The 17,408-nt window shown below is 66.8% G+C and carries 15 protein-coding genes; 6 read left to right on the forward strand and 9 right to left on the reverse strand.

From position 1 onward, the window contains the following. Positions 1-18: 18 nt before the first annotated feature. Positions 19-1,191, forward strand: a complete 1,173-nt coding sequence (locus QE373_RS08285) for an ATP-binding protein (RefSeq protein ID WP_309689652.1) — start codon at positions 19-21, stop codon at positions 1,189-1,191. A 510-nt stretch (positions 1,192-1,701) separates the two neighbouring features. Here the strand turns inward: QE373_RS08285 and QE373_RS08290 are convergent. Further along, the gene (locus QE373_RS08290; protein WP_309685399.1) at positions 1,702-3,477 is read right to left on the reverse strand and encodes an EAL domain-containing protein; all 1,776 of its coding nucleotides are present in this window, start codon (positions 3,475-3,477) and stop codon (positions 1,702-1,704) included. Continuing rightward, positions 3,477-5,588, reverse strand: coding sequence for a PAS domain S-box protein (locus QE373_RS08295; protein WP_309685401.1), 2,112 nt, complete (start codon positions 5,586-5,588; stop codon positions 3,477-3,479). Before QE373_RS08295 ends, QE373_RS08290 begins: the two co-directional genes overlap by 1 nt. A gap of 158 nt (positions 5,589-5,746) precedes the next feature. Between QE373_RS08295 and QE373_RS08300 the strand changes: the two genes are divergently transcribed. After that, on the forward strand, positions 5,747-8,527 hold the full coding sequence (locus QE373_RS08300) for an EAL domain-containing protein (protein WP_309685404.1): 2,781 nt from the start codon (positions 5,747-5,749) through the stop codon (positions 8,525-8,527). 81 nt (positions 8,528-8,608) lie between these two features. On the opposite strand, the gene QE373_RS08305 is transcribed toward QE373_RS08300, so the two are convergent. The 6 genes from QE373_RS08305 to QE373_RS08330 form a co-directional block, all read right to left on the reverse strand. Continuing rightward, entirely contained in the window at positions 8,609-8,800 is a 192-nt protein-coding gene (locus QE373_RS08305) for a hypothetical protein (protein WP_309685406.1), read from the reverse strand. A 123-nt stretch (positions 8,801-8,923) separates the two neighbouring features. After that, complete coding sequence (locus tag QE373_RS08310) at positions 8,924-10,114, reverse strand: methyl-accepting chemotaxis protein (RefSeq protein ID WP_057507268.1); 1,191 nt, start codon at positions 10,112-10,114, stop codon at positions 8,924-8,926. A gap of 107 nt (positions 10,115-10,221) precedes the next feature. Continuing rightward, positions 10,222-10,836 carry a high frequency lysogenization protein HflD gene (hflD, locus tag QE373_RS08315; protein ID WP_057507267.1) on the reverse strand — a complete coding sequence of 205 codons (615 nt, stop codon included), beginning with the start codon at positions 10,834-10,836 and terminating at the stop codon, positions 10,222-10,224. Then, a complete protein-coding gene (mnmA, locus tag QE373_RS08320; protein WP_309685409.1) occupies positions 10,833-11,972 on the reverse strand; it encodes a tRNA 2-thiouridine(34) synthase MnmA in 1,140 nt (379 codons plus the stop codon). Before mnmA ends, hflD begins: the two co-directional genes overlap by 4 nt. Next, positions 11,969-12,430, reverse strand: coding sequence for an NUDIX hydrolase (locus QE373_RS08325; protein WP_309685411.1), 462 nt, complete (start codon positions 12,428-12,430; stop codon positions 11,969-11,971). The genes mnmA and QE373_RS08325 overlap by 4 nt, the downstream gene beginning before the upstream one ends. 1 nt (position 12,431) lies before the next feature. Continuing rightward, positions 12,432-12,905 (reverse strand): hypothetical protein, encoded by a 474-nt coding sequence (locus QE373_RS08330; protein ID WP_309685413.1) that lies wholly within the window; start codon positions 12,903-12,905, stop codon positions 12,432-12,434. 96 nt (positions 12,906-13,001) lie between these two features. Here QE373_RS08330 and clpS point away from each other — a divergent pair, with 96 nt between their 5' ends. Continuing rightward, on the forward strand, positions 13,002-13,328 hold the full coding sequence (gene clpS / locus QE373_RS08335; RefSeq protein WP_057507263.1) for an ATP-dependent Clp protease adapter ClpS: 327 nt from the start codon (positions 13,002-13,004) through the stop codon (positions 13,326-13,328). A gap of 322 nt (positions 13,329-13,650) precedes the next feature. Continuing rightward, entirely contained in the window at positions 13,651-15,930 is a 2,280-nt protein-coding gene (clpA, locus tag QE373_RS08340; protein ID WP_057507262.1) for an ATP-dependent Clp protease ATP-binding subunit ClpA, read from the forward strand. Positions 15,931-16,066: 136 nt separating this feature from the next. Here the strand turns inward: clpA and infA are convergent, their stop codons facing one another. Further along, entirely contained in the window at positions 16,067-16,285 is a 219-nt protein-coding gene (infA, locus tag QE373_RS08345; protein WP_005409596.1) for a translation initiation factor IF-1, read from the reverse strand. A gap of 363 nt (positions 16,286-16,648) precedes the next feature. On the opposite strand from infA, the gene QE373_RS08350 reads away from it, so the two are divergent. Continuing rightward, positions 16,649-17,176, forward strand: coding sequence for an L-tyrosine/L-tryptophan isonitrile synthase family protein (locus QE373_RS08350; protein WP_309685416.1), 528 nt, complete (start codon positions 16,649-16,651; stop codon positions 17,174-17,176). Further along, the gene (locus QE373_RS08355; RefSeq protein WP_309685419.1) at positions 17,148-17,366 is read left to right on the forward strand and encodes an L-tyrosine/L-tryptophan isonitrile synthase family protein; all 219 of its coding nucleotides are present in this window, start codon (positions 17,148-17,150) and stop codon (positions 17,364-17,366) included. Before QE373_RS08350 ends, QE373_RS08355 begins: the two co-directional genes overlap by 29 nt. Positions 17,367-17,408: the final 42 nt, after the last annotated feature.

Below are 17,408 nucleotides of genomic sequence, written 5' to 3' on the forward strand. Positions count from 1 at the left end.
TCCTTCCCTTCGCCCGCCCTGCTGCAGGCGCTGCTTGCCCCGGTGCGCGAAGGCCTGCTGCTGTTCACCGACGACGATTCGGTGATCCTGGCCAATCCGGCCGTGGACGCATTGCTGGGCACCGGCCCGGCCAGTGGTACCGGCCCGGCACAACGGCTGCGGGCACTGCTGCCGCCCGATGCGATGGCCGTTGCGCGGCGTGAGGGGCAGTGGAGTGGCAGCCTGGTGATGGGCGAAGCGGTCGTCACCGCCCAGCTGTACCACCACCGCGACCAAGGTGCGGGCTATTACCTCGGGCTGTTCCGCCGGGTCGAAGGCCAGGAAGACTACGAACGCGAACTGCAGCAGCGGCACGCGGAACTGCGCCAGGCCTATCTGCGCCTGAACGGCGCGCAGGAAAAACTGCTGCAGTCGGAGAAGATGGCGTCGATCGGCCAGCTGGCCGCGGGCGTGGCGCATGAGATCAACAATCCCATTGGCTACGTGCACTCCAACCTGGGCAGCCTGCAGGAATACCTGCGCAGCCTGTTCACGGTGATCGAGGCGTATGAGCGGGCGTTGCGTGCGCCGGATCCGAAGACCCTGATCCCGGAAATCGACGACATCCGCGATCGGCTGGACATCGACTTCATCAGCCGGGATCTTCCGCAGCTGATGGCTGAATCGCGCGAGGGCATCGAGCGGGTGACCCGCATCGTGCGCGACCTGAAGGACTTCTCCTATTCCGGTCGTGACGAGTCGTGGAAGCTGGTGGACCTGCACTCCGGACTGGAGTCGACCATCAACATCATCTGGAACGAGCTCAAGTACAAGGTGGAACTGCACCGCGAGTTCGGCCAGCTGCCGTTGGTGGAATGCCTGCCTTCCGAGCTCAACCAGGTCTACATGAACCTGCTGCTCAACGCCGGGCATGCGATTGCCGAACGGGGTGTCATCACGGTGCGCACCGGGGTGGACGGCGAGCACGTCTGGGTGGAATTCCAGGACAGTGGCGGCGGCATTTCGCCGGACCTGCGCCAGCGCATCTTCGATCCGTTCTTCACCACCAAGCCGGTGGGCAGCGGCACGGGCCTGGGCCTGTCGATCTCCTACAGCATCATCAACAAGCACAACGGCCGGATCGACCTGGACAGCACGCCGGGGGTGGGGTCCACGTTCCGGATCGTGCTGCCGATCAAGCAGCCGCGGTAGTGGGTGTGTTGCCGGGCTGCGCCCGGCACCTGCTCAAGCCGGAGCAACGGCAACGTCAAAAACCTTGCAGGGCTGCTTGTTGGCGGGGCGGGGTGGCTGTGCAGGACACGCCGTGAATCCGTCCATGGAGGCTCGCTTTTCGCATCCATGCGAAAAGACGGTCCTGCACAGCCACCCCGCCCCACCTTCGACAGGTTCACGGTGGCCGTGGGAAATGCGGTGGGTTGGAAGAGTGGGAGAAAGATGGGGTCAGAGTCCTTTCGCGTAGCGAAAGGACTCTGACCCCTGCCTTTGTTCTTTTATTTTCAATACGCGGGTGGGCAACCGGAACCTGTCAGGGGGCCGGGCGGTGGGGCTGGGCGGGGGCGTTGAGCGCCATGGATGGCGCGAAACGAGGCCCGCAGGATGCGGCTCTTGCCGTCCCCCGACCAGCCCCACCACCCGGCCCGCCCCAGCTGCGGCTTCAAACGAGAGCCACCCGCGAGGGGGGCCAACCCATTCGACCACCCCTCAGCGCAACACCGACCGATCATCCACCGACTCCACCGGCTCAGCCGCAACCGGACCACCGTTGCTGCGCCGCTGCTCCTCGTAGGTGCGGAACGCCTGGTGGATGTGCTTGCGCAGCTCGTCGTCATTCCACGGCTTGGTCAGGAAGCGGTAGATCGCCCCTCGGTTGATCGCATCGGTGACCGTGTTGAGGTCGGTGTAGCCGGACAGCACCAGCCGGATCGTGTCCGGGTAGAGCATCTTCACCCGGCCCAAGAACTCGGTGCCGCTCATGTCGCTCATGCGCTGGTCGGACAGGATCACCTGCACATCGTTGATCGCCAGCAGGTCGAAGGCATCGCGTACATTGCCGGCCGCCAGGATCCGGTAACCGTCGCGGCGGAACAGGCGCACCAGCGAGCGCAGCACGTTCTCTTCGTCGTCCAGCAGCAGCAGGGTGCGGTCCGGGCGGGTTTCGGCGAACGCTTCCGGGCGCAGGTAGCGGCGGCGCAGGGTCATGCCGGCCGCATCGGCGGACATCGGTTCGCCGAACAGGTAGCCCTGGAACACATCGCAGTCGTTGCGTCGCAGGAAGCCGAGCTGCGCCTGCGATTCCACGCCGTTGGCGATTACGGTCATGCCCAGCTGGTGGCCCATGGCAATGATCGCGCGGGCGATGGCGGCCTCGCGGTTGCCGGCCGGGGCGCTCTTGATGAAGCTGCGGTCGATCTTCAGCTTGTCCACGGGGTAGCGCACCAGTGCACTCAGGCTCGAGTCGCCGGTACCGAAATTGTCCAGGCTCAGGCTGATGCCTTCGTTGCGCAGGTTGACCAGCGTTTCGTGGACGAAATTGACGTTGTTGGTCAACGCGCTTTCGTTGATTTCCAGGGTCAGCATCGGCGCCGGAATCCCGGCGGCCTGGATCAGCCCCATCACTTCGGTGAAGAAATTCGGGCGCAGCAGCTGCAGGGTGGAGACGTTGACGGCGATGGTGAAGTCATCGAAGCCCTGGTCACGCCACAGCCGTGCCTGCTTCAACGCGCCTTCCAGCACCCACGTGCCGATCTGCACGATGATGCCCAGCCGCTCGGCGGTCCGCATGAAGCGCTCCGGCACCAGCATGCCCAGCGTCGGCGACTGCCACCGCAGCAATGCTTCCATGCCGACCACGTGGCCATCGCGCGAGCTCACCAGCGGCTGGTAGCGCAGCTTGAGCTCGCCATTGGGAATGGCATCGATGATCTGCCGGGCGATGATGCTCTCGCTGTGCGCGCTGGGCACGGTATCCACGGCGTGGATGCGCACCGCATTGCCGCCTTCGCGGGCCGCCTGGTACAGCGCGTCCTCGGCGTGGTCGAGCAGTCGTGAAGCGGTGCTGGCGTGTTCCGGGCACAGGCTGACGCCCAGCTTCCCGGTCATGAACAAGGTGTAGGGCAGCACCGAAAGCGGCAGCTCCAGCTGCTGCCGCAGCTCTTCGGCGAAGTCTTCCGGCAGGGCGACCTCGCTGGTGCGCGGCACGGCCACCAGGAACTCATCGCTGCCATGGCGCCACAGCGTGCCACGGCCGCGCAGCCACGATTTCAGGCGCTGGGCCACCAGCACCAGCGCCTGGTCGCCCACTTCGGCGCTCATGTTCTCGTTGACCGATGCGAAGTGGTCGATGTCCACGTGCATCAGCATCATCGGGGTACCGCCCGCGGCCGCTTCGGCGACCATCGCCTGCAGCTCGGGGTTGCCGGCGCCGAGTCGGTCCGGGGTGTCCTCGATACTGACCGGGGGCAGGGAGGTATTCCACATCAAAGGCGTGATTCCAGCGGTTCGTCCGGCATCGTGCCGACACGGTAGGGGAGATGCAGTTCGATCAGGGTACCTTCACCGGGAGCCGATTCGATGCGCAGCTGGCCGCCCACGCTCTGCGCACGCTCGCGCATCACGATCAGGCCCAGGCCGCGCGGCCCATGCGGATCGAAGCCTTCGCCATCATCGCGCACCTGCAGGTGCAGGCGGTCCTGGTCGATGTCGCGCAGGTGCAGCAGCACCTGGCTGGCCTTGGCGTGGCGCAGGGCATTGGTCAGGCTTTCCTGTGCGATCCGGAAGCATGCCTGTTCGATGGCGTTGTCCGGACGCTGGGGCAGGGTGTCGATGCGTGACAGCAGTTCGGCCTGGGAAGAGCGGAACAGCACGCCGGCCTGCCAGCGCAGCGCTGCCTCCAGGCCCAGCGCATCCAGCTGGGGCGGACGCAGCAGGGTGGAAAGGTCGCGCAGCTTGGCCACCGTGCCATCGGCCAGCTGGACGATCTGCTGCAGGTCTTCGCGGCGACGGGCGCCGTCTTCTTCATCCAGTGCGGCCCACGCCGAAAGCTTGATGGCGGTGATCGCCTGGCCGATGTCATCGTGCAGGTCGCGGGAAATGGCGCGGCGTTCGTCTTCCTGCAGTGAAAACAGCCGCCCGGCCATCGCCTGCAGCTCGCGGTTGCTGTTCTCCAGCGCCGCGCGGGTGCGCTCGGCATCACTGAGGTCGCGCACGATCATCAGCCGGCAGTCGCGGCCGCCGTAGCGCACTTCGCCCACTGCCAGCCCGGCCTGGAAACGGCTGCCATCGGCGCGCTGCATGCCGATGATCGCGATCTGGCCGGCACTTGTCTGCGGCGCAGGATCGCGCAGCTGTGCGCGGACGCCGGCCAGCCCTGCTTCACCGACCAGCGCCTGCAGCGGCTCGCCCAGCAGGGTGTGGCCTTCATAGCCGAACAGCCGCACGGCGAACGCGTTGGCATACAGCACGTGTTCTTCGGACAGGATCACCACGCCATCGGGCAGCACCCGCACCAGTTCGCGGAACTGTTCCTCGCGCTCGCGCAGCAGGCGGCGCGACTGCTCGCGTTCGGTGACATCCTGCAGCGTGCCCATCACCCGCGGGCGGCCCAGTTCATCCACCCCGCTTTCGGCGCGCAGGTGGGTCATCAACGGCCGCCCATCCATGCCGATCAGGGGCAGCAGCACGTCCACGTGGACCGCATCGCCGCTGCTCATCCCGGCCAGCAGCTGCTCGGTCATCGCCGTGGTGGCCGCATCGGCCGGTACCAGCAGTTCATCAAAGCGGTGCCAGGTGCGCGCCTGCGGCGGACGCCGGCCCAGCAGCTGGTAGACCTGGCGCGAGAAGCTGGCCAGCCCGCTGGCGGGGTCGAGCTGCCAGGCGCCGATGCGGGCCAGTTCATGCGCCTCTTCAAGCCGCTCCAGCGCCTGGTCGCGGCGCGCCAGCGCCTCGTCTTCGGCGGTGCGGTCGATGACGATCAGCAGCCGCGCCGCGCGTCCGTCCACGTCGATCGCATTGCTGCGCAGTTCCATCTGCCGCAGGCGGCCATCACGGAGCTTCAGCGGCGAACGCAGCACGCAGGTCTTTTCGGGATGCTCGCGCAGCTGTTCCAGCGTGGATTCCAGCCCGGTGCGGTCGTCGGCCGGCCACAGCAGGCTGATCGACTCCTGCAGCAGCTCCTCCCGGCTCCAGCCGAACAGCGTGCAGGCGGCGGGATTGGCGTCCAGGATGCGTACCGACTGCAGGTCGTAGATCAGGATCGGGCCGGGGTTGCCGACGAAGGCCTGGCGATGGCGCAGTTCGCTGGCCGCCAGCCGCGCATTGGCCTGCAGCACGTGCGCACCGAGTGGACGCAGCAGCAGGTACAGCATGGCCGCACTGGCGAAGACGAAGAACACGCCCTTGACAGTCTGCAGCCAGCCCGCCATCCGCGCATCGCCGAGCAAGGCGCCCACCGCCGCGTCGCTGCTGACGATCCAGGCAACGGCCAGCAGCAGGTAGACCAGCACCACGCGCCGCCGTTCCCGCCGCAGCGTGGTGGCCAGGTGGGTTGGACAGACCGTCATCGGGGTGTCGCCAACAGGATGCAGGGGCATGGCGGGACGGGGCCGGGTCGCGGAAGGAGGGCAGCAGCGAATGGCATCTTAACTCGCCGCGATGACGCCCATGCGGCGAGCCGACCCTCAATTATCCCGCCAGCCCGCCGCTAACGATTTCGTTCCCGGCTGTCGGGGGCGTCATCGGAGCAAGTTGCGTGGACCAAGGGATCATTGCCAGCCTGTTGCAGCACCCGCTCGCCTCCGCGCTGGTGATCCTCGACCGCAATGGTGCGCCGCTGGCCGCCAACCCTGCCGCGCGCGAACACGGCCTGCCAGCGGCAGCGGCTGCCTACCAGCCCATGCTGGAAGACATCCGCCTGCTGGCCGCCGACGGGGGCATCGTGCCGTGCAGCCTGCCCGGCGGCCCGCGCGGTCGCCACGACGGCTGGATGCGCGCCGTGCATGACGACGGCGGCCACCTGCTGGCCTTCACCCTGAGCATCCCGCACCCCGACGGCAGCCCCGCCGGCGAACGCTGGGAGCTGGCGCTGGAAAGTGCCGGGCACGGGCTGTGGGACTGGGACCTGGCCAGCGACCGTGTGCTGCGATCGCCAACGGTCGATGGCAGGATCGACGCCCAGGAGCGCGCCGGTGCGCTGCTGGAGCGGATCCATCCCGACGACCGCGCCGGCGTCCATGCGGCGGTGCAGCGCCACCTGCGCGGCGAAGTCGATCAGTACAGCGCCGAATTCCGCTACCGCCAGCCCGACCAGGGCTGGCGCTGGGTGCTCGATCGCGGCCGGGTCGTGGCGCGCACCGCCGACGGCCAGCCGTTGCGCATGGTCGGCACCCACACCGATATCGAGCACCAGAAGCAGCTGGAAGCCCACCTGCACGACCAGCAGCTGCACCTGCGCCAGGCACAGCAGATCGCCAGCATGGGCAGCTGGTCGTGGGAGCCGGCAGACCGCCGTTTCTGGTGGTCGCCGGAACTGCATGCGCTGCTGGGAACCGAAGGCGCCGAGGGCGCCGCGGCATCCAGCCCACGTGCCTGGCTGCGCCGCCTGCACCCGCGTTCGCGCGGTGCGCTGGGGATGGCGTGGCGGCGGCTGTGGCGTGACGGGCGGGCGGCAAGCCTGGACCTGGAGCTGCGCCGGCTGGGGCAGCTCCCCGCGCTGCAGCTGCGCCTGTGGATGCAGCCGTTGCAGGCCGCCGATGGACAGATCCAGCGCCTGCTCGGCCAGGTGCAGAACATCAGCGAACAACACCAGACCGACGCCCTGATCCGCTGGCGCACCGAGTTGTTGAATCGTGTCTCCGCATTGGGACGCATCGGCGGCTGCGAGATCGAAGTCGATACCCGGCAGATGCAATGGACCGAAGAGTGCTATCGCATCCATGGCCTGCGCAAGGAATCGATCAGCCTGGACCAGGCGCTCGCGCTGTACACCGACGATTCGCGCAGCGCCTTCGAATCCGCGCTTGAGCGCATCGCCGCCGGCGGCCTGCCCGAACAGCTGGACCTGTGCTTCTACCGCCAATCCGGCATGCGCGTATGGGTGCAGGTGTTGATCGAACTGGACCGCCGTGACGGCCTGCCGCCGCGCTTCGTGGTGCTGTTCCGTGACATCACCCGCGAACGCGAGGCAAACGAACGCATCGAGCTGCTGGCCCACTACGACCTGCTGACCGGGCTGCCCAACCGCATGCTGCTGCGCGAGCAGACCGCCGATGCGATCGACGAGGCGCGCGATCGCGGCACGCCGCTGGCGATGCTGTTCATCGACCTGGACGGCTTCAAGACCATCAACGACAGCTTCGGCCATGCCACCGGCGATACCCTGCTCAAGGCCGCAGCCACCCGCCTGCACCAGAACCTGCGAAACAGCGACCTGTTCGGGCGCTTCAACGGTGACGAGTTCATCGTGGTGCTGCGCGACCTGGCCGAAGCCGAGGATGCCGGGCACGTGGCGCGCAAGCTGATCGCCTCGCTGGCCGAACCACTGCATCGCGGACAGGACCTGCTGAAGGTCGGCGCCAGCGTCGGCATCGCGATGCTGGAAGACGGCCGCGAAGATTTCGACTCGCTGCTGCGCGCTGCCGATGCGGCCATGCACGCGGCGAAGGAAGCGGGCCGCAATACCTACCAGTATTACAGCCAGGATGCGCTCAGCCGCATCCAGCGCAGGCTGGATATCGAACATGCGCTGCACGGCGCCATCGAGCGCGAAGAGTTCAGCCTGGTCTACCAGCCGCTGATGCACGCCGAACCCGGCCAGCCGCCGGCGATCGAGGCGCTGCTGCGCTGGCACCGGCCCGGCCTGGGCTACTGCAGCCCGGTTGAATTCATCCCGATCGCGGAGAAGTGCGGCGAGATCGTGCGCATCGGCGACTGGGTGCTCAACGAAGCCTGCCGGCAGGCCTCGGCGTGGGATCGCGCCGGCCTGGTGTTCGACCGCATCGCGGTGAACGTATCGGCGGTGCAGCTGCGCGAGCGTGGCTTCGCCGAGCGGGTCATCGAGGTCTGCCATGCGCATGGCCTGTCGCCGACCCGGATGGAGCTGGAGCTCACCGAATCGGCGCTTATCCGTGACACCGACATCCTGCGCCACTGCTTCGACGTGTTCGAACGGCACAACGTGCCGCTGGCCGTGGACGATTTCGGTACCGGTTTCTCCAACCTGCACTACCTCAACCGGTTCCCGGTGGGACGGCTGAAGATCGACCGCAGTTTCGTGCAGGGCATGCTCGAAGATGCCGGCACCGCCGAAGTGACCCAGGCCATCGTCCACCTGGGCCATGCCCTGGGCATGAAAGTGGTGGCCGAAGGGGTCGAGACCGCACAGGAGGAAGACCTGCTGCGCCGCCAGGGCTGCGACGAAATCCAGGGCTACCTGTATTCGCGGCCGCTGGTACCGCGCGAGCTGGCACAGTGGCTGCGCAATGCGGCCACCGGCGCATCGATGCGCGATACCGCAGCGGCCCTGGTGGGCTGAACGCCGCCGTTGCGTGCGTGGCGGCGCGCGGTCGCCGCAAGCGGATCAAACGCTGCCGCCCCAGGCAGCATCCAGCGCGTGTCAGCGCGGCGGTGCTGCCGTAGCGGGCGCACCGGCGGCAGGCCACAGGTCCCTCGCATCCAGTCCCAGGTCCCAGCCCAGGCTGGCCTGTTCGGCACTGTGACGCGCAGCGGCCTGCCTGGCCGCCATCTGCTCCAGCTGCGCCAGCTCTCCCTGTGCCATCGCTTCCAGCTGCTGCAGCTGCTGGCGCACGGTCCTGGCCGCTGGCGCCGCAGCTGGAGCCCGGGAAAGCTCCGTGCCCGGGCCCGGGCACGACAAAGCCCCGGCACTGCCGGGGCTCTGCGGTTGACCTGATGGATCAAGCACCACGCGGGATCAGAACAGTTCCACCGTTCCGGCACCCATGCTCTGCTGGGTGACCGGCTTGTGCGGCGGGCGCTCCCATTCGCTGCGCAGGTCACGCAGGCGATTGCCGGTGCGCGCCAGCGCGGTGACCATCTCCTCGTCGGCCGCACCGTCATGGCGATGCAGCAGTTCCTGCAGCGCCAGCGCTTCGCGGTTGATCGAGGTCAGGCGGTCCAGGTGGACGTGCACCCCGCCGAGCGCCTGGGTGGCAATGTCTTCGAACTGCAGGGCGCGCACGGCTTCGGCCACGCTGCCGTCGATCGAGCGGGCGCATTCGGACACTTCGCGCATGCCATCGCCCAGCGAGGCATTGATCTGCGCCACGTTGTCGACCATCGAAGCGGCTTCCATGCGTGCCTCGCGGGAGCGGTCCATGTCACGCGAAGCCATGTGGGTGACCGTTTCGCGGACCTTGGCGATGGCGTCCTTGGAGCTGTGGGCGAGCTTGCGGATCTGCTCGTTGAAGGTGGTCGAACGCTCGGACAGGTTGCGCACCTCGTCGGCCACCACGGCAAAGCCGCGACCGGCTTCACCGGCACGCGCCGCTTCGATGGCCGCGTTCAGTGCCAGCAGGTTGGTCTGGTCGGCGATCGACTTGACGTCTTCCAGCAGCGCGAAGATGCCATCCAGGTGCTGTGCCATCTGGTCGATGTGCTGCACGGTGTTGCTGCTCTGGCCGCTGACCTGTTCCAGCGCTTCCACCAGCTGTTCCATCTGGTGGCTGGCGTGCTGGGCGAAGCGGGCCACGTCCAGCCCGGCCGACCCATCTTCACCGGTGCGGTCGACGATGCGGGCCAGTGCCTGGCTCTGCTGGCGCGACTTGCGGTTCATCGCCTCGAAGCTGCCACCCAGGCCGGATACGGCCTGGCGGATCAGGTCGCGGGCGCGCTCGACTTCGCTGCGCGAGCCGTCGATTTCATTGCTGACGAAGTTGCGCAGTTCGGTCAGCAGCTGGTCCTGCTCGCGCAGGATGCGGGCCTGTTCCGGCGAACGCCCGGCCGGAGCACGGGTGCTCCACCAGGCGTGGCCGAGCCAGCTCAGCGTCATCGTGGTAAGGATCGCCCAGCGCAGGGCCGCAGGCCACTCCAGAGCAAAGGCGAGGGGCAGAAGCAGGGTCAGCACCAACGGTGCGGCCAGACGGATGATGGTGCGAGAGTACATGGACGTTCCCGGGAGAGTCACAAATGCAGTATCGGCCGTACCCGGTTTCTCTTTAACGCCGATGTTGCATGCGCGCGCCTGGTTCGCCGCTGCGCGCGCCAAGCCACTCAGCGCAGCGCGCGGTCCACCGCTTCCACCATGGCCTTGCGTGCCAGCAGGAAGTCCCAGTAGCTGCCGCCCAACTGGCGCCACAGCACCGCCGAGCGTACCGCCGCCAGCAGCAGCGCGCGGATTTCGGCCACCACCCCGGCCTGGCCCAGGTAATGCGGGTTGCCCTGCACCATGACCCGCGGCTTCAGGTGGCTGATGGTGTCGGCATACACGCCGCCCAGCGTGGCCAGCACGTCCGGATGCCCGCTGTCGCCCAGCTCGCGGCCCTGGCGGCTGGCGCGCTCGATGCCGGCGGTGACCTTGGCGATGGTGTCCGGCTCGCGCACGAAGCGGCGCTCCAGCTGCAGCACCGCCAGCGCCAGCTTGGGCAGGATGGGGTCCTGGCCCTGGTTGCGGAAGTAGTTGTGCAGCAGGCGCAGGCCTGGCTTGAGCGACTCGCGGTCGCCATAGACGTCCTGCGGTGATGCGGCGTCGATGCGGAACACGCTGTCCATGGCGGTGCGGACCGCACCGGCATCGGAGTGGCCGGTATCGGCGATGCGGCGGACCTGTTGCAGGGCCTGGGCTATGCCGGCCAGGGCCAGTACGCGGTCGTCGACAGTGAAACTCATGCAGCAGATACCTCGAAAGGAGAAGGAGTAGGGCGCAGCCGCTGTTCGAGCGGCGCGTCGGTGGCGGCGATCACCGCACCACCGAGGCAGACATCGCCCTGGTACAGCACCAGCGACTGGCCGGGAGTGACCGCCCGCTGGGGAGTGGGGAAGTGGACGTGCAGGCTGCCATCATCGCGCACCTGCACCGTACAGGCCTCATCGGGCTGGCGGTAGCGGGTCTGCGCGGTGCACTCGAAGCGGGCGGCGGGCGGCGCACCGGCGATCCAGTGCGCGCTTTCACTGACCAGCTCGTTGGACATCAACCAGGGGCTTTCACGGTCCTGGTCCACGTACAGCGTATTGCTGGCCACGTCCTTGCCCACCACGTACCACGGCGCCGCCGGACGGCCCCGCACGCCGCCGATGTTCAGGCCCTCGCGCTGGCCCAGGGTGAAGTAGAACACCCCGGGGTGCTCGGCGATCTCCGCGCCGTCCGGATCGACGATGCGCCCCTGGCGCGCGGGCAGGTACTGGCCGAGGAACTCGCGGAAATCGCGTTCGCCGATGAAGCAGATCCCGGTGGAGTCCTTCTTGGCGTGCGTGGGCAGGTTGGCGTCACGCGCCATCCGGCGCAGGTCGCCCTTGTTCAGGTCGCCGATCGGGAACAGGGTTGCCGACAGCTGGGCCTGGCCCAGCTGGTGCAGGAAATAGCTCTGGTCCTTGCTGCGGTCGGCGCCACGCAACAGCAGCCACTGGTTGCCCTCGCGGGCGATCCGCGCGTAATGGCCGGTGGCGATGCGCTCGGCGCCCAGCTCGCGGGCGGCGTCCAGGAAGTGCTTGAACTTCACTTCGCGGTTGCACAGCACGTCCGGATTGGGGGTGCGCCCGGCCGCATACTCGGCCAGGAAGTGTTCGAACACGCCGTTCCAGTATTCGCTGGAAAAATCGCGGAAGTGGAACGGGATGCCAAGCAGTCCGCACACCGCCACCGCATCGCGGCGATCGTCCTCGGCGCGGCATTCGCCGCTGCCATCATCGGCCCAGTTCTGCATGAACAGTCCGGCCACCGGCTCGCCCTGCTGGACCAGCCGCCAGGCAGCAACCGAAGAGTCCACACCGCCGGACACCCCGACCATGATCCGCGGCGCGCTCATGCTGCGACCTCCTTGACCAGGGCGAGCGGATGGCGCTGGCCGGCGAGGAAGTCGGCCACCACCTGCCAGACCAGCGGGCTGCGCAGCCGCTGCCGTGCAGCCAGCAGTTCGCCGGGCTGCAGCCACAGCGCGCGCTCGATCCCGGTATCCAGCGGGCGCTGGGGATCGTGCCGCAGCGGGCGCGCGGCATAGCTGAAGCGCAGGAACGGGGTGCCGTCCGGGGCGGTCCACTGGTAGGTGCCGATGAACGCGGTCAGTTCGACCTCCCAGCCGGTTTCTTCCAGGGTCTCGCGCAGTGCTGCTTCGGCCAGCGACTCACCCGGCTCCAGGTGGCCAGCGGGCTGGTTGAGCACCAGCACGCCATCGATGCGTTCTTCGACCAGCAACAGCCGGCCGGCGTCGACCACCACGGTGGCGACGGTGACGCGGGGTGCCCAGCGCGGCGCAGCAGCATTCACTTCAGTATTCGTCCTGCTTGGTCAGTTCCAGTTCCATCGCATCGGCGGTCCGGGTGGCCGCTTCGATGGCATCGTCCAGTGCTTCCGCAGACGCATCGGCATCCACCTTCACCACGAACATCGCGATCTTGTCCTGCTTCACCCAGCCGCCCATTTTCGCATCCTGCGCATCTTCGAGCAGGCGGTTGGCCACGGCCACCGGGAACTGGTCGGTGCTGGCCTGGTAGCCGGGCGACCAGATCTCACGCACGTGCTGGCTGCCGAATTCTTCCACCACCGAACGCACATAGACCAGCTGGGTGCGGTCGCCTTCCATGTCGAACACCATGCGATAGTCGCCGTCCTCGTCGATCTCGTAGGGGTAGCCCAGCTTGTCGAGATGGCGTCCGATGGCCTTGTCCGGCTCGGCGGCGAAGGAGGGGGCCGCCATGGCGGCGACAGCCAGCAGCAGGGCGGAGCGAAGCGTCCTTTCCATGAGAATCCTGTGAAGGTGGTGCAGGGAGTCCCGCAGATTGTGAAGGCGCGTCGCCTTGCCGTCCAATCCGGCCAAGCCAGCCACTATAATAAGCGGATGCCTCGCGAGACTTCCCACGAATCCCATTCCGACCACGGCGTGCTGCTTGAACCGGCCCGCCCGGAGGTCGCCCCCCCGCCGTTCTACCAGGTGATGCTGTTGAACGATGACTACACCCCGATGGATTTCGTGGTCGATGTGCTGCAGCAGTTCTTCAACCTGGACCTGGACCGGGCCACGCAGGTGATGCTCCACGTGCATACCCGGGGCCGCGGCATCTGCGGTGTGTTCACCCGCGAAGTGGCCGAAACCAAAGTGGCGCAGGTCAACGAATATGCCCGGATGAACCAGCATCCGCTGCTGTGCACGATGGAAAAGGCCTGATCGGGCGGTCATGACCGCTGCGTGGTAGTCCGGTGCGTTCCATCTACGGCACGATCGGACGTCGCGGCGACGACGCAGCTGGCGTCGGTGATGCGCCTGTCCTGCCTTGGTTTGCGGCGCGGCTGGCCGCCCATCGCCTCATCGTGCGTGTGCGTTGGCTGAAAGGCGGCGCCCGGCGGGGATCCGGTTTAGGTTATGGTGGAATCACCTTCGCCAGGCGCGCGACGGCATGCTAACGCCGTATGAACGGGCAGTTCCGCTAGGGTGATGGAAAACGTGTGGTCAGGCCGCATATCGTCTTCAACTGCCGCCGGAGTAGAGCATGTTCAGCAAAGACCTCGAACACACCATTGGCCAGTGCTACAAGCGGGCACGGGAAGCGCGGCATGAATTCATGACCGTCGAACACCTGTTGCTGGCGCTGCTGGACAACCCCTCGGCCCAGGCCGTCCTGAAGGCGTGCGGTGCCGACGCCGAACGCCTGCGCCAGGAGCTGGAGCAGGCCATCGAAGCGTCGGTTTCGCGGCTTGCCGAAGACGACGGGCGCGACACCCAGCCCACCCTGGGCTTCCAGCGCGTGTTGCAGCGCGCGGTCTACCACGTGCAGTCCTCCGGCAAGAAGGAAGTCACCGGCGCCAACGTGCTGGTGGCGATCTTCGGCGAGAAGGATTCGCACGCTGTCTACTATCTCAACCAGCAGGACGTCACCCGGCTGGACGTGGTCAATTACCTGTCCCATGGCATCGCCAAGCTGGGCGAGGAGGGCGAGTCGTCTTCGCCGGCCGATCCCGAGGGCCGCGCTGAAGGCGGGGAGGGCGAAGGCAAGGGCGATGCGCTGGCCGAGTTCGCCAGCAACCTCAACGAGCAGGCCCGCAACGGCCGTATCGACCCGCTGGTGGGCCGTGCCGACGAAATCGAGCGCACCATCCAGGTGCTGTGCCGCCGTCGCAAGAACAACCCGCTGTACGTCGGCGAAGCCGGCGTGGGCAAGACCGCCATCGCCGAAGGCCTGGCGCGCCGGATCGTGGAAGGTTCGGTGCCGGAGGTGCTCGCCGATGCGGTCATCTACTCGCTGGACCTGGGCGCGCTGGTGGCCGGCACCAAGTACCGCGGCGACTTCGAAAAGCGCCTGAAGGGCGTGCTGACCTCGCTGAAGAAGGTGCCCAATGCGGTGCTGTTCATCGATGAGATCCACACCATCATCGGCGCCGGTTCGGCGTCCGGTGGCACCATGGATGCCTCCAACCTGATCAAGCCGGCGCTGGCCTCCGGCGACCTGCGCTGCATCGGCTCCACCACCTTCCAGGAATACCGCGGCATCTTCGAAAAGGATCGTGCGCTGGCGCGGCGCTTCCAGAAGATCGACATCGTCGAGCCGACCGTGGGCGAAACCTACGAGATCCTGCAGGGACTGAAGCCGAAGTACGAAGAGCACCACGGCGTGACCTATGCCGATGATGCGCTGCAGGCCGCCGTGGACCTGTCGGTCAAGCATATCGGCGACCGCCTGTTGCCGGACAAGGCGATCGACGTCATTGACGAGGCCGGCGCGCGGCAGCGCCTGATGCCGGAAGGGCAGCGCAAGGAGCTGATCGACATCGAGGAGATCGAGGCGATCGTGGCCAAGATGGCGCGCATCCCGGCCAAGCAGGTCAGCGCCACCGACAAGGACGTGCTCAAGCACCTGGAGCGCAACCTGAAGATGGTGATCTTCGGCCAGGATCCGGCCATCGAAACGCTGTCTTCGGCGATCAAGCTGGCCCGCTCCGGCCTGGCCAACCCGGAAAAGCCGATCGGCAACTTCCTGTTCGCCGGCCCGACCGGTGTCGGCAAGACCGAGGTCACCAAGCAGCTGGCCCTGCAGCTGGGGATCGAGCTGGTCCGCTTCGACATGTCCGAGTACATGGAAGGGCATTCGATCAGTCGCCTGATCGGTGCGCCTCCGGGCTACGTGGGCTTCGACCAGGGTGGCCTGTTGACCGAAAAGATCGTCAAGACGCCGCACTGCGTGCTGCTGCTGGACGAGATCGAAAAGGCGCACCCGGATATCTTCAACATCCTGCTTCAGGTCATGGACCGCGGCGTGCTGACCGATACCAACGGACGCGAAGCCAACTTCAAGAACGTGGTGCTGGTGATGACCACCAATGCCGGTGCCGCGCAGGCGTCACGGCGTTCGATCGGCTTCACCAAGCAGGATCACGCGACCGACGCGATGGAAACCATCCGCCGCAGCTTCACCCCGGAGTTCCGCAACCGGCTGGATGCGGTGGTGCAGTTCCAGGCGTTGGGCTTCGAGCACATCCTGCGCGTGGTCGACAAGTTCCTGATCGAGCTGGAAATGCTGCTGCAGGAAAAGCACGTCAGCCTGTCGGCCACGCCGACCGCGCGCGACTGGCTGGCCCAGCACGGTTTCGATCCGCTGATGGGCGCACGGCCGATGGCCCGTGTCATCCAGGACAAGGTCAAGCGTCCGCTGGCCGACGAGCTGCTGTTCGGCAAGCTGGTCAACGGCGGCAGGGTCAGCATCGACGTGCGCGACAACGAACTGGTGGTGGAAACCTTCCCGGAACCGGAGCGTCTGTTGCCGGCCACGGTATAAGGGGACGGGGTCAGGGTCCTTTCGCTGCGCGAAAGGACCCTGACCCCTCATGACGCTGTTGGATCACACCTTCAGCAACGCCAAAAGGCCAGCTCGATGGCTGGCCTTTCTCGTCGACGCGGAAGCGTCGGACCGCTTACTTCATGCGGTAGGTGATACGGCCCTTGGTCAGGTCGTACGGGGTCATTTCAACCTTGACCCGGTCACCGGTCAGAATGCGGATGTAGTTCTTGCGCATGCGGCCGGAGATATGGGCAATGATTTCATGACCATTTTCCAGGCGGACGCGGAACGTCGTGTTCGGCAGCGTCTCGCTGACGGTGCCTTCGAACTCGATGGAGTCGTCTTTCGACATGTAATCCTGTGCGGTTCAGAGAGCGGCCACGGGGGCCTAAGCCGCTGCATTTTACGCACATGCGCCCGTTTTTGCAAAGTTTGCGTTAACCGTCACCCTGTTGCGGGATATGCCCCTTCCCCGGAGCCGCCCGCCACTGTCTGTCTGCAGGGTCAGGATTTGCCGGGTTGAACTATTCCGAGCCCTGCACCTCGTTGCTAACGTGCCTTTCATCGAGGCTACCCGGCGCGACGCCGCTGCAAGGGAAACCGAGCAATGAGACATCCTCGAGACGCAGCCGAAACGCGTGTCCATGATATTGCGCAGAGGTTGGCTCTTCACCAGCGCTGCGACCGGACAGGCACTCTCACCCTCACCCCCACCTTGTCCGATCCGCTCATGGCGCGACTACGCGACTTCGTCCAGGCGGGGGAGGCCGTGCACATGGTCCTCCCGGCCTTCCCCGCCAAATCACCCTCCCGTCGAAAGGTGCTGGGAACGCTGCCTGACCTGGCCGAAGCGTTGTGGCTGGATGCACTGGAGCGGCTGTGCTCCCGCATTGCCGCGATCCACCCTGCTGGCGCCCGCCTGACGATCTGTTCGGATGGGCATGTATTCGGGCCCACCATCGGCGTCAGCGACCCGGTCATCGACCCGTACCAGGCCGGTATCAAGGACATGATCGCCCGCCGTGGGCTGCGGCATCTGGATGCCTTCTGCCTGCTTGACGGGGAGCATCTGCATGGGACGGCTGCGCCCACGCCGGAACAACGCCGCGCTGCCTTGATGATGCGGCACGGCCACCCCTTGGCTGACATCCGCAGTGAGCTGCTGCGGACGGACGGACGGCGGGCTGCGGCAGCTATGCGGCATCATCCGGTTCATGGCCGAAGACGACTGGCGTCCGGATGACCGTCGAAGTGCAACGCAGATCCAGCGCGAGGCCAAGGCGCGGGCCTACCAGGTCGTACAGCTCAGCTTGGCCTGGGGCGACTTTCTGCAGCAGCGCTTCCCGCGCTCGCTCCGCCTGTCCATCCATCCTCAGTCGCATGGCAGCGACAAGCTGGGCATCCACATGCTGCCACCGTTGATGCCTGGCTGACGCCCTGGCATGCCGTGGCGGTGGATCTCGGCGATCGCACCG

Source organism: Stenotrophomonas sp. SORGH_AS_0321 (genome assembly GCF_031453215.1).
In the GTDB taxonomy this organism is placed as follows: domain Bacteria; phylum Pseudomonadota; class Gammaproteobacteria; order Xanthomonadales; family Xanthomonadaceae; genus Stenotrophomonas; species Stenotrophomonas chelatiphaga.

Excerpts from the sequence above, each read along its gene's own strand:
- QE373_RS08290 (WP_309685399.1), bottom strand. The coding sequence starts at position 3,477 with ATGTGGAATACCTCCCTGCCCCCGGTCAGTATCGAGGACACCCCGGAC.
- QE373_RS08295 (WP_309685401.1), bottom strand. The coding sequence starts at position 5,588 with ATGCCCCTGCATCCTGTTGGCGACACCCCGATGACGGTCTGTCCAACC.
- QE373_RS08310 (WP_057507268.1), bottom strand. The coding sequence starts at position 10,114 with ATGTACTCTCGCACCATCATCCGTCTGGCCGCACCGTTGGTGCTGACC.
- hflD (WP_057507267.1), bottom strand. The coding sequence starts at position 10,836 with ATGAGTTTCACTGTCGACGACCGCGTACTGGCCCTGGCCGGCATAGCC.
- mnmA (WP_309685409.1), bottom strand. The coding sequence starts at position 11,972 with ATGAGCGCGCCGCGGATCATGGTCGGGGTGTCCGGCGGTGTGGACTCT.
- QE373_RS08330 (WP_309685413.1), bottom strand. The coding sequence starts at position 12,905 with ATGGAAAGGACGCTTCGCTCCGCCCTGCTGCTGGCTGTCGCCGCCATG.
- clpS (WP_057507263.1), top strand. The coding sequence starts at position 13,002 with ATGCCTCGCGAGACTTCCCACGAATCCCATTCCGACCACGGCGTGCTG.
- clpA (WP_057507262.1), top strand. The coding sequence starts at position 13,651 with ATGTTCAGCAAAGACCTCGAACACACCATTGGCCAGTGCTACAAGCGG.
- infA (WP_005409596.1), bottom strand. The coding sequence starts at position 16,285 with ATGTCGAAAGACGACTCCATCGAGTTCGAAGGCACCGTCAGCGAGACG.
- QE373_RS08355 (WP_309685419.1), top strand. The coding sequence starts at position 17,148 with ATGGCCGAAGACGACTGGCGTCCGGATGACCGTCGAAGTGCAACGCAG.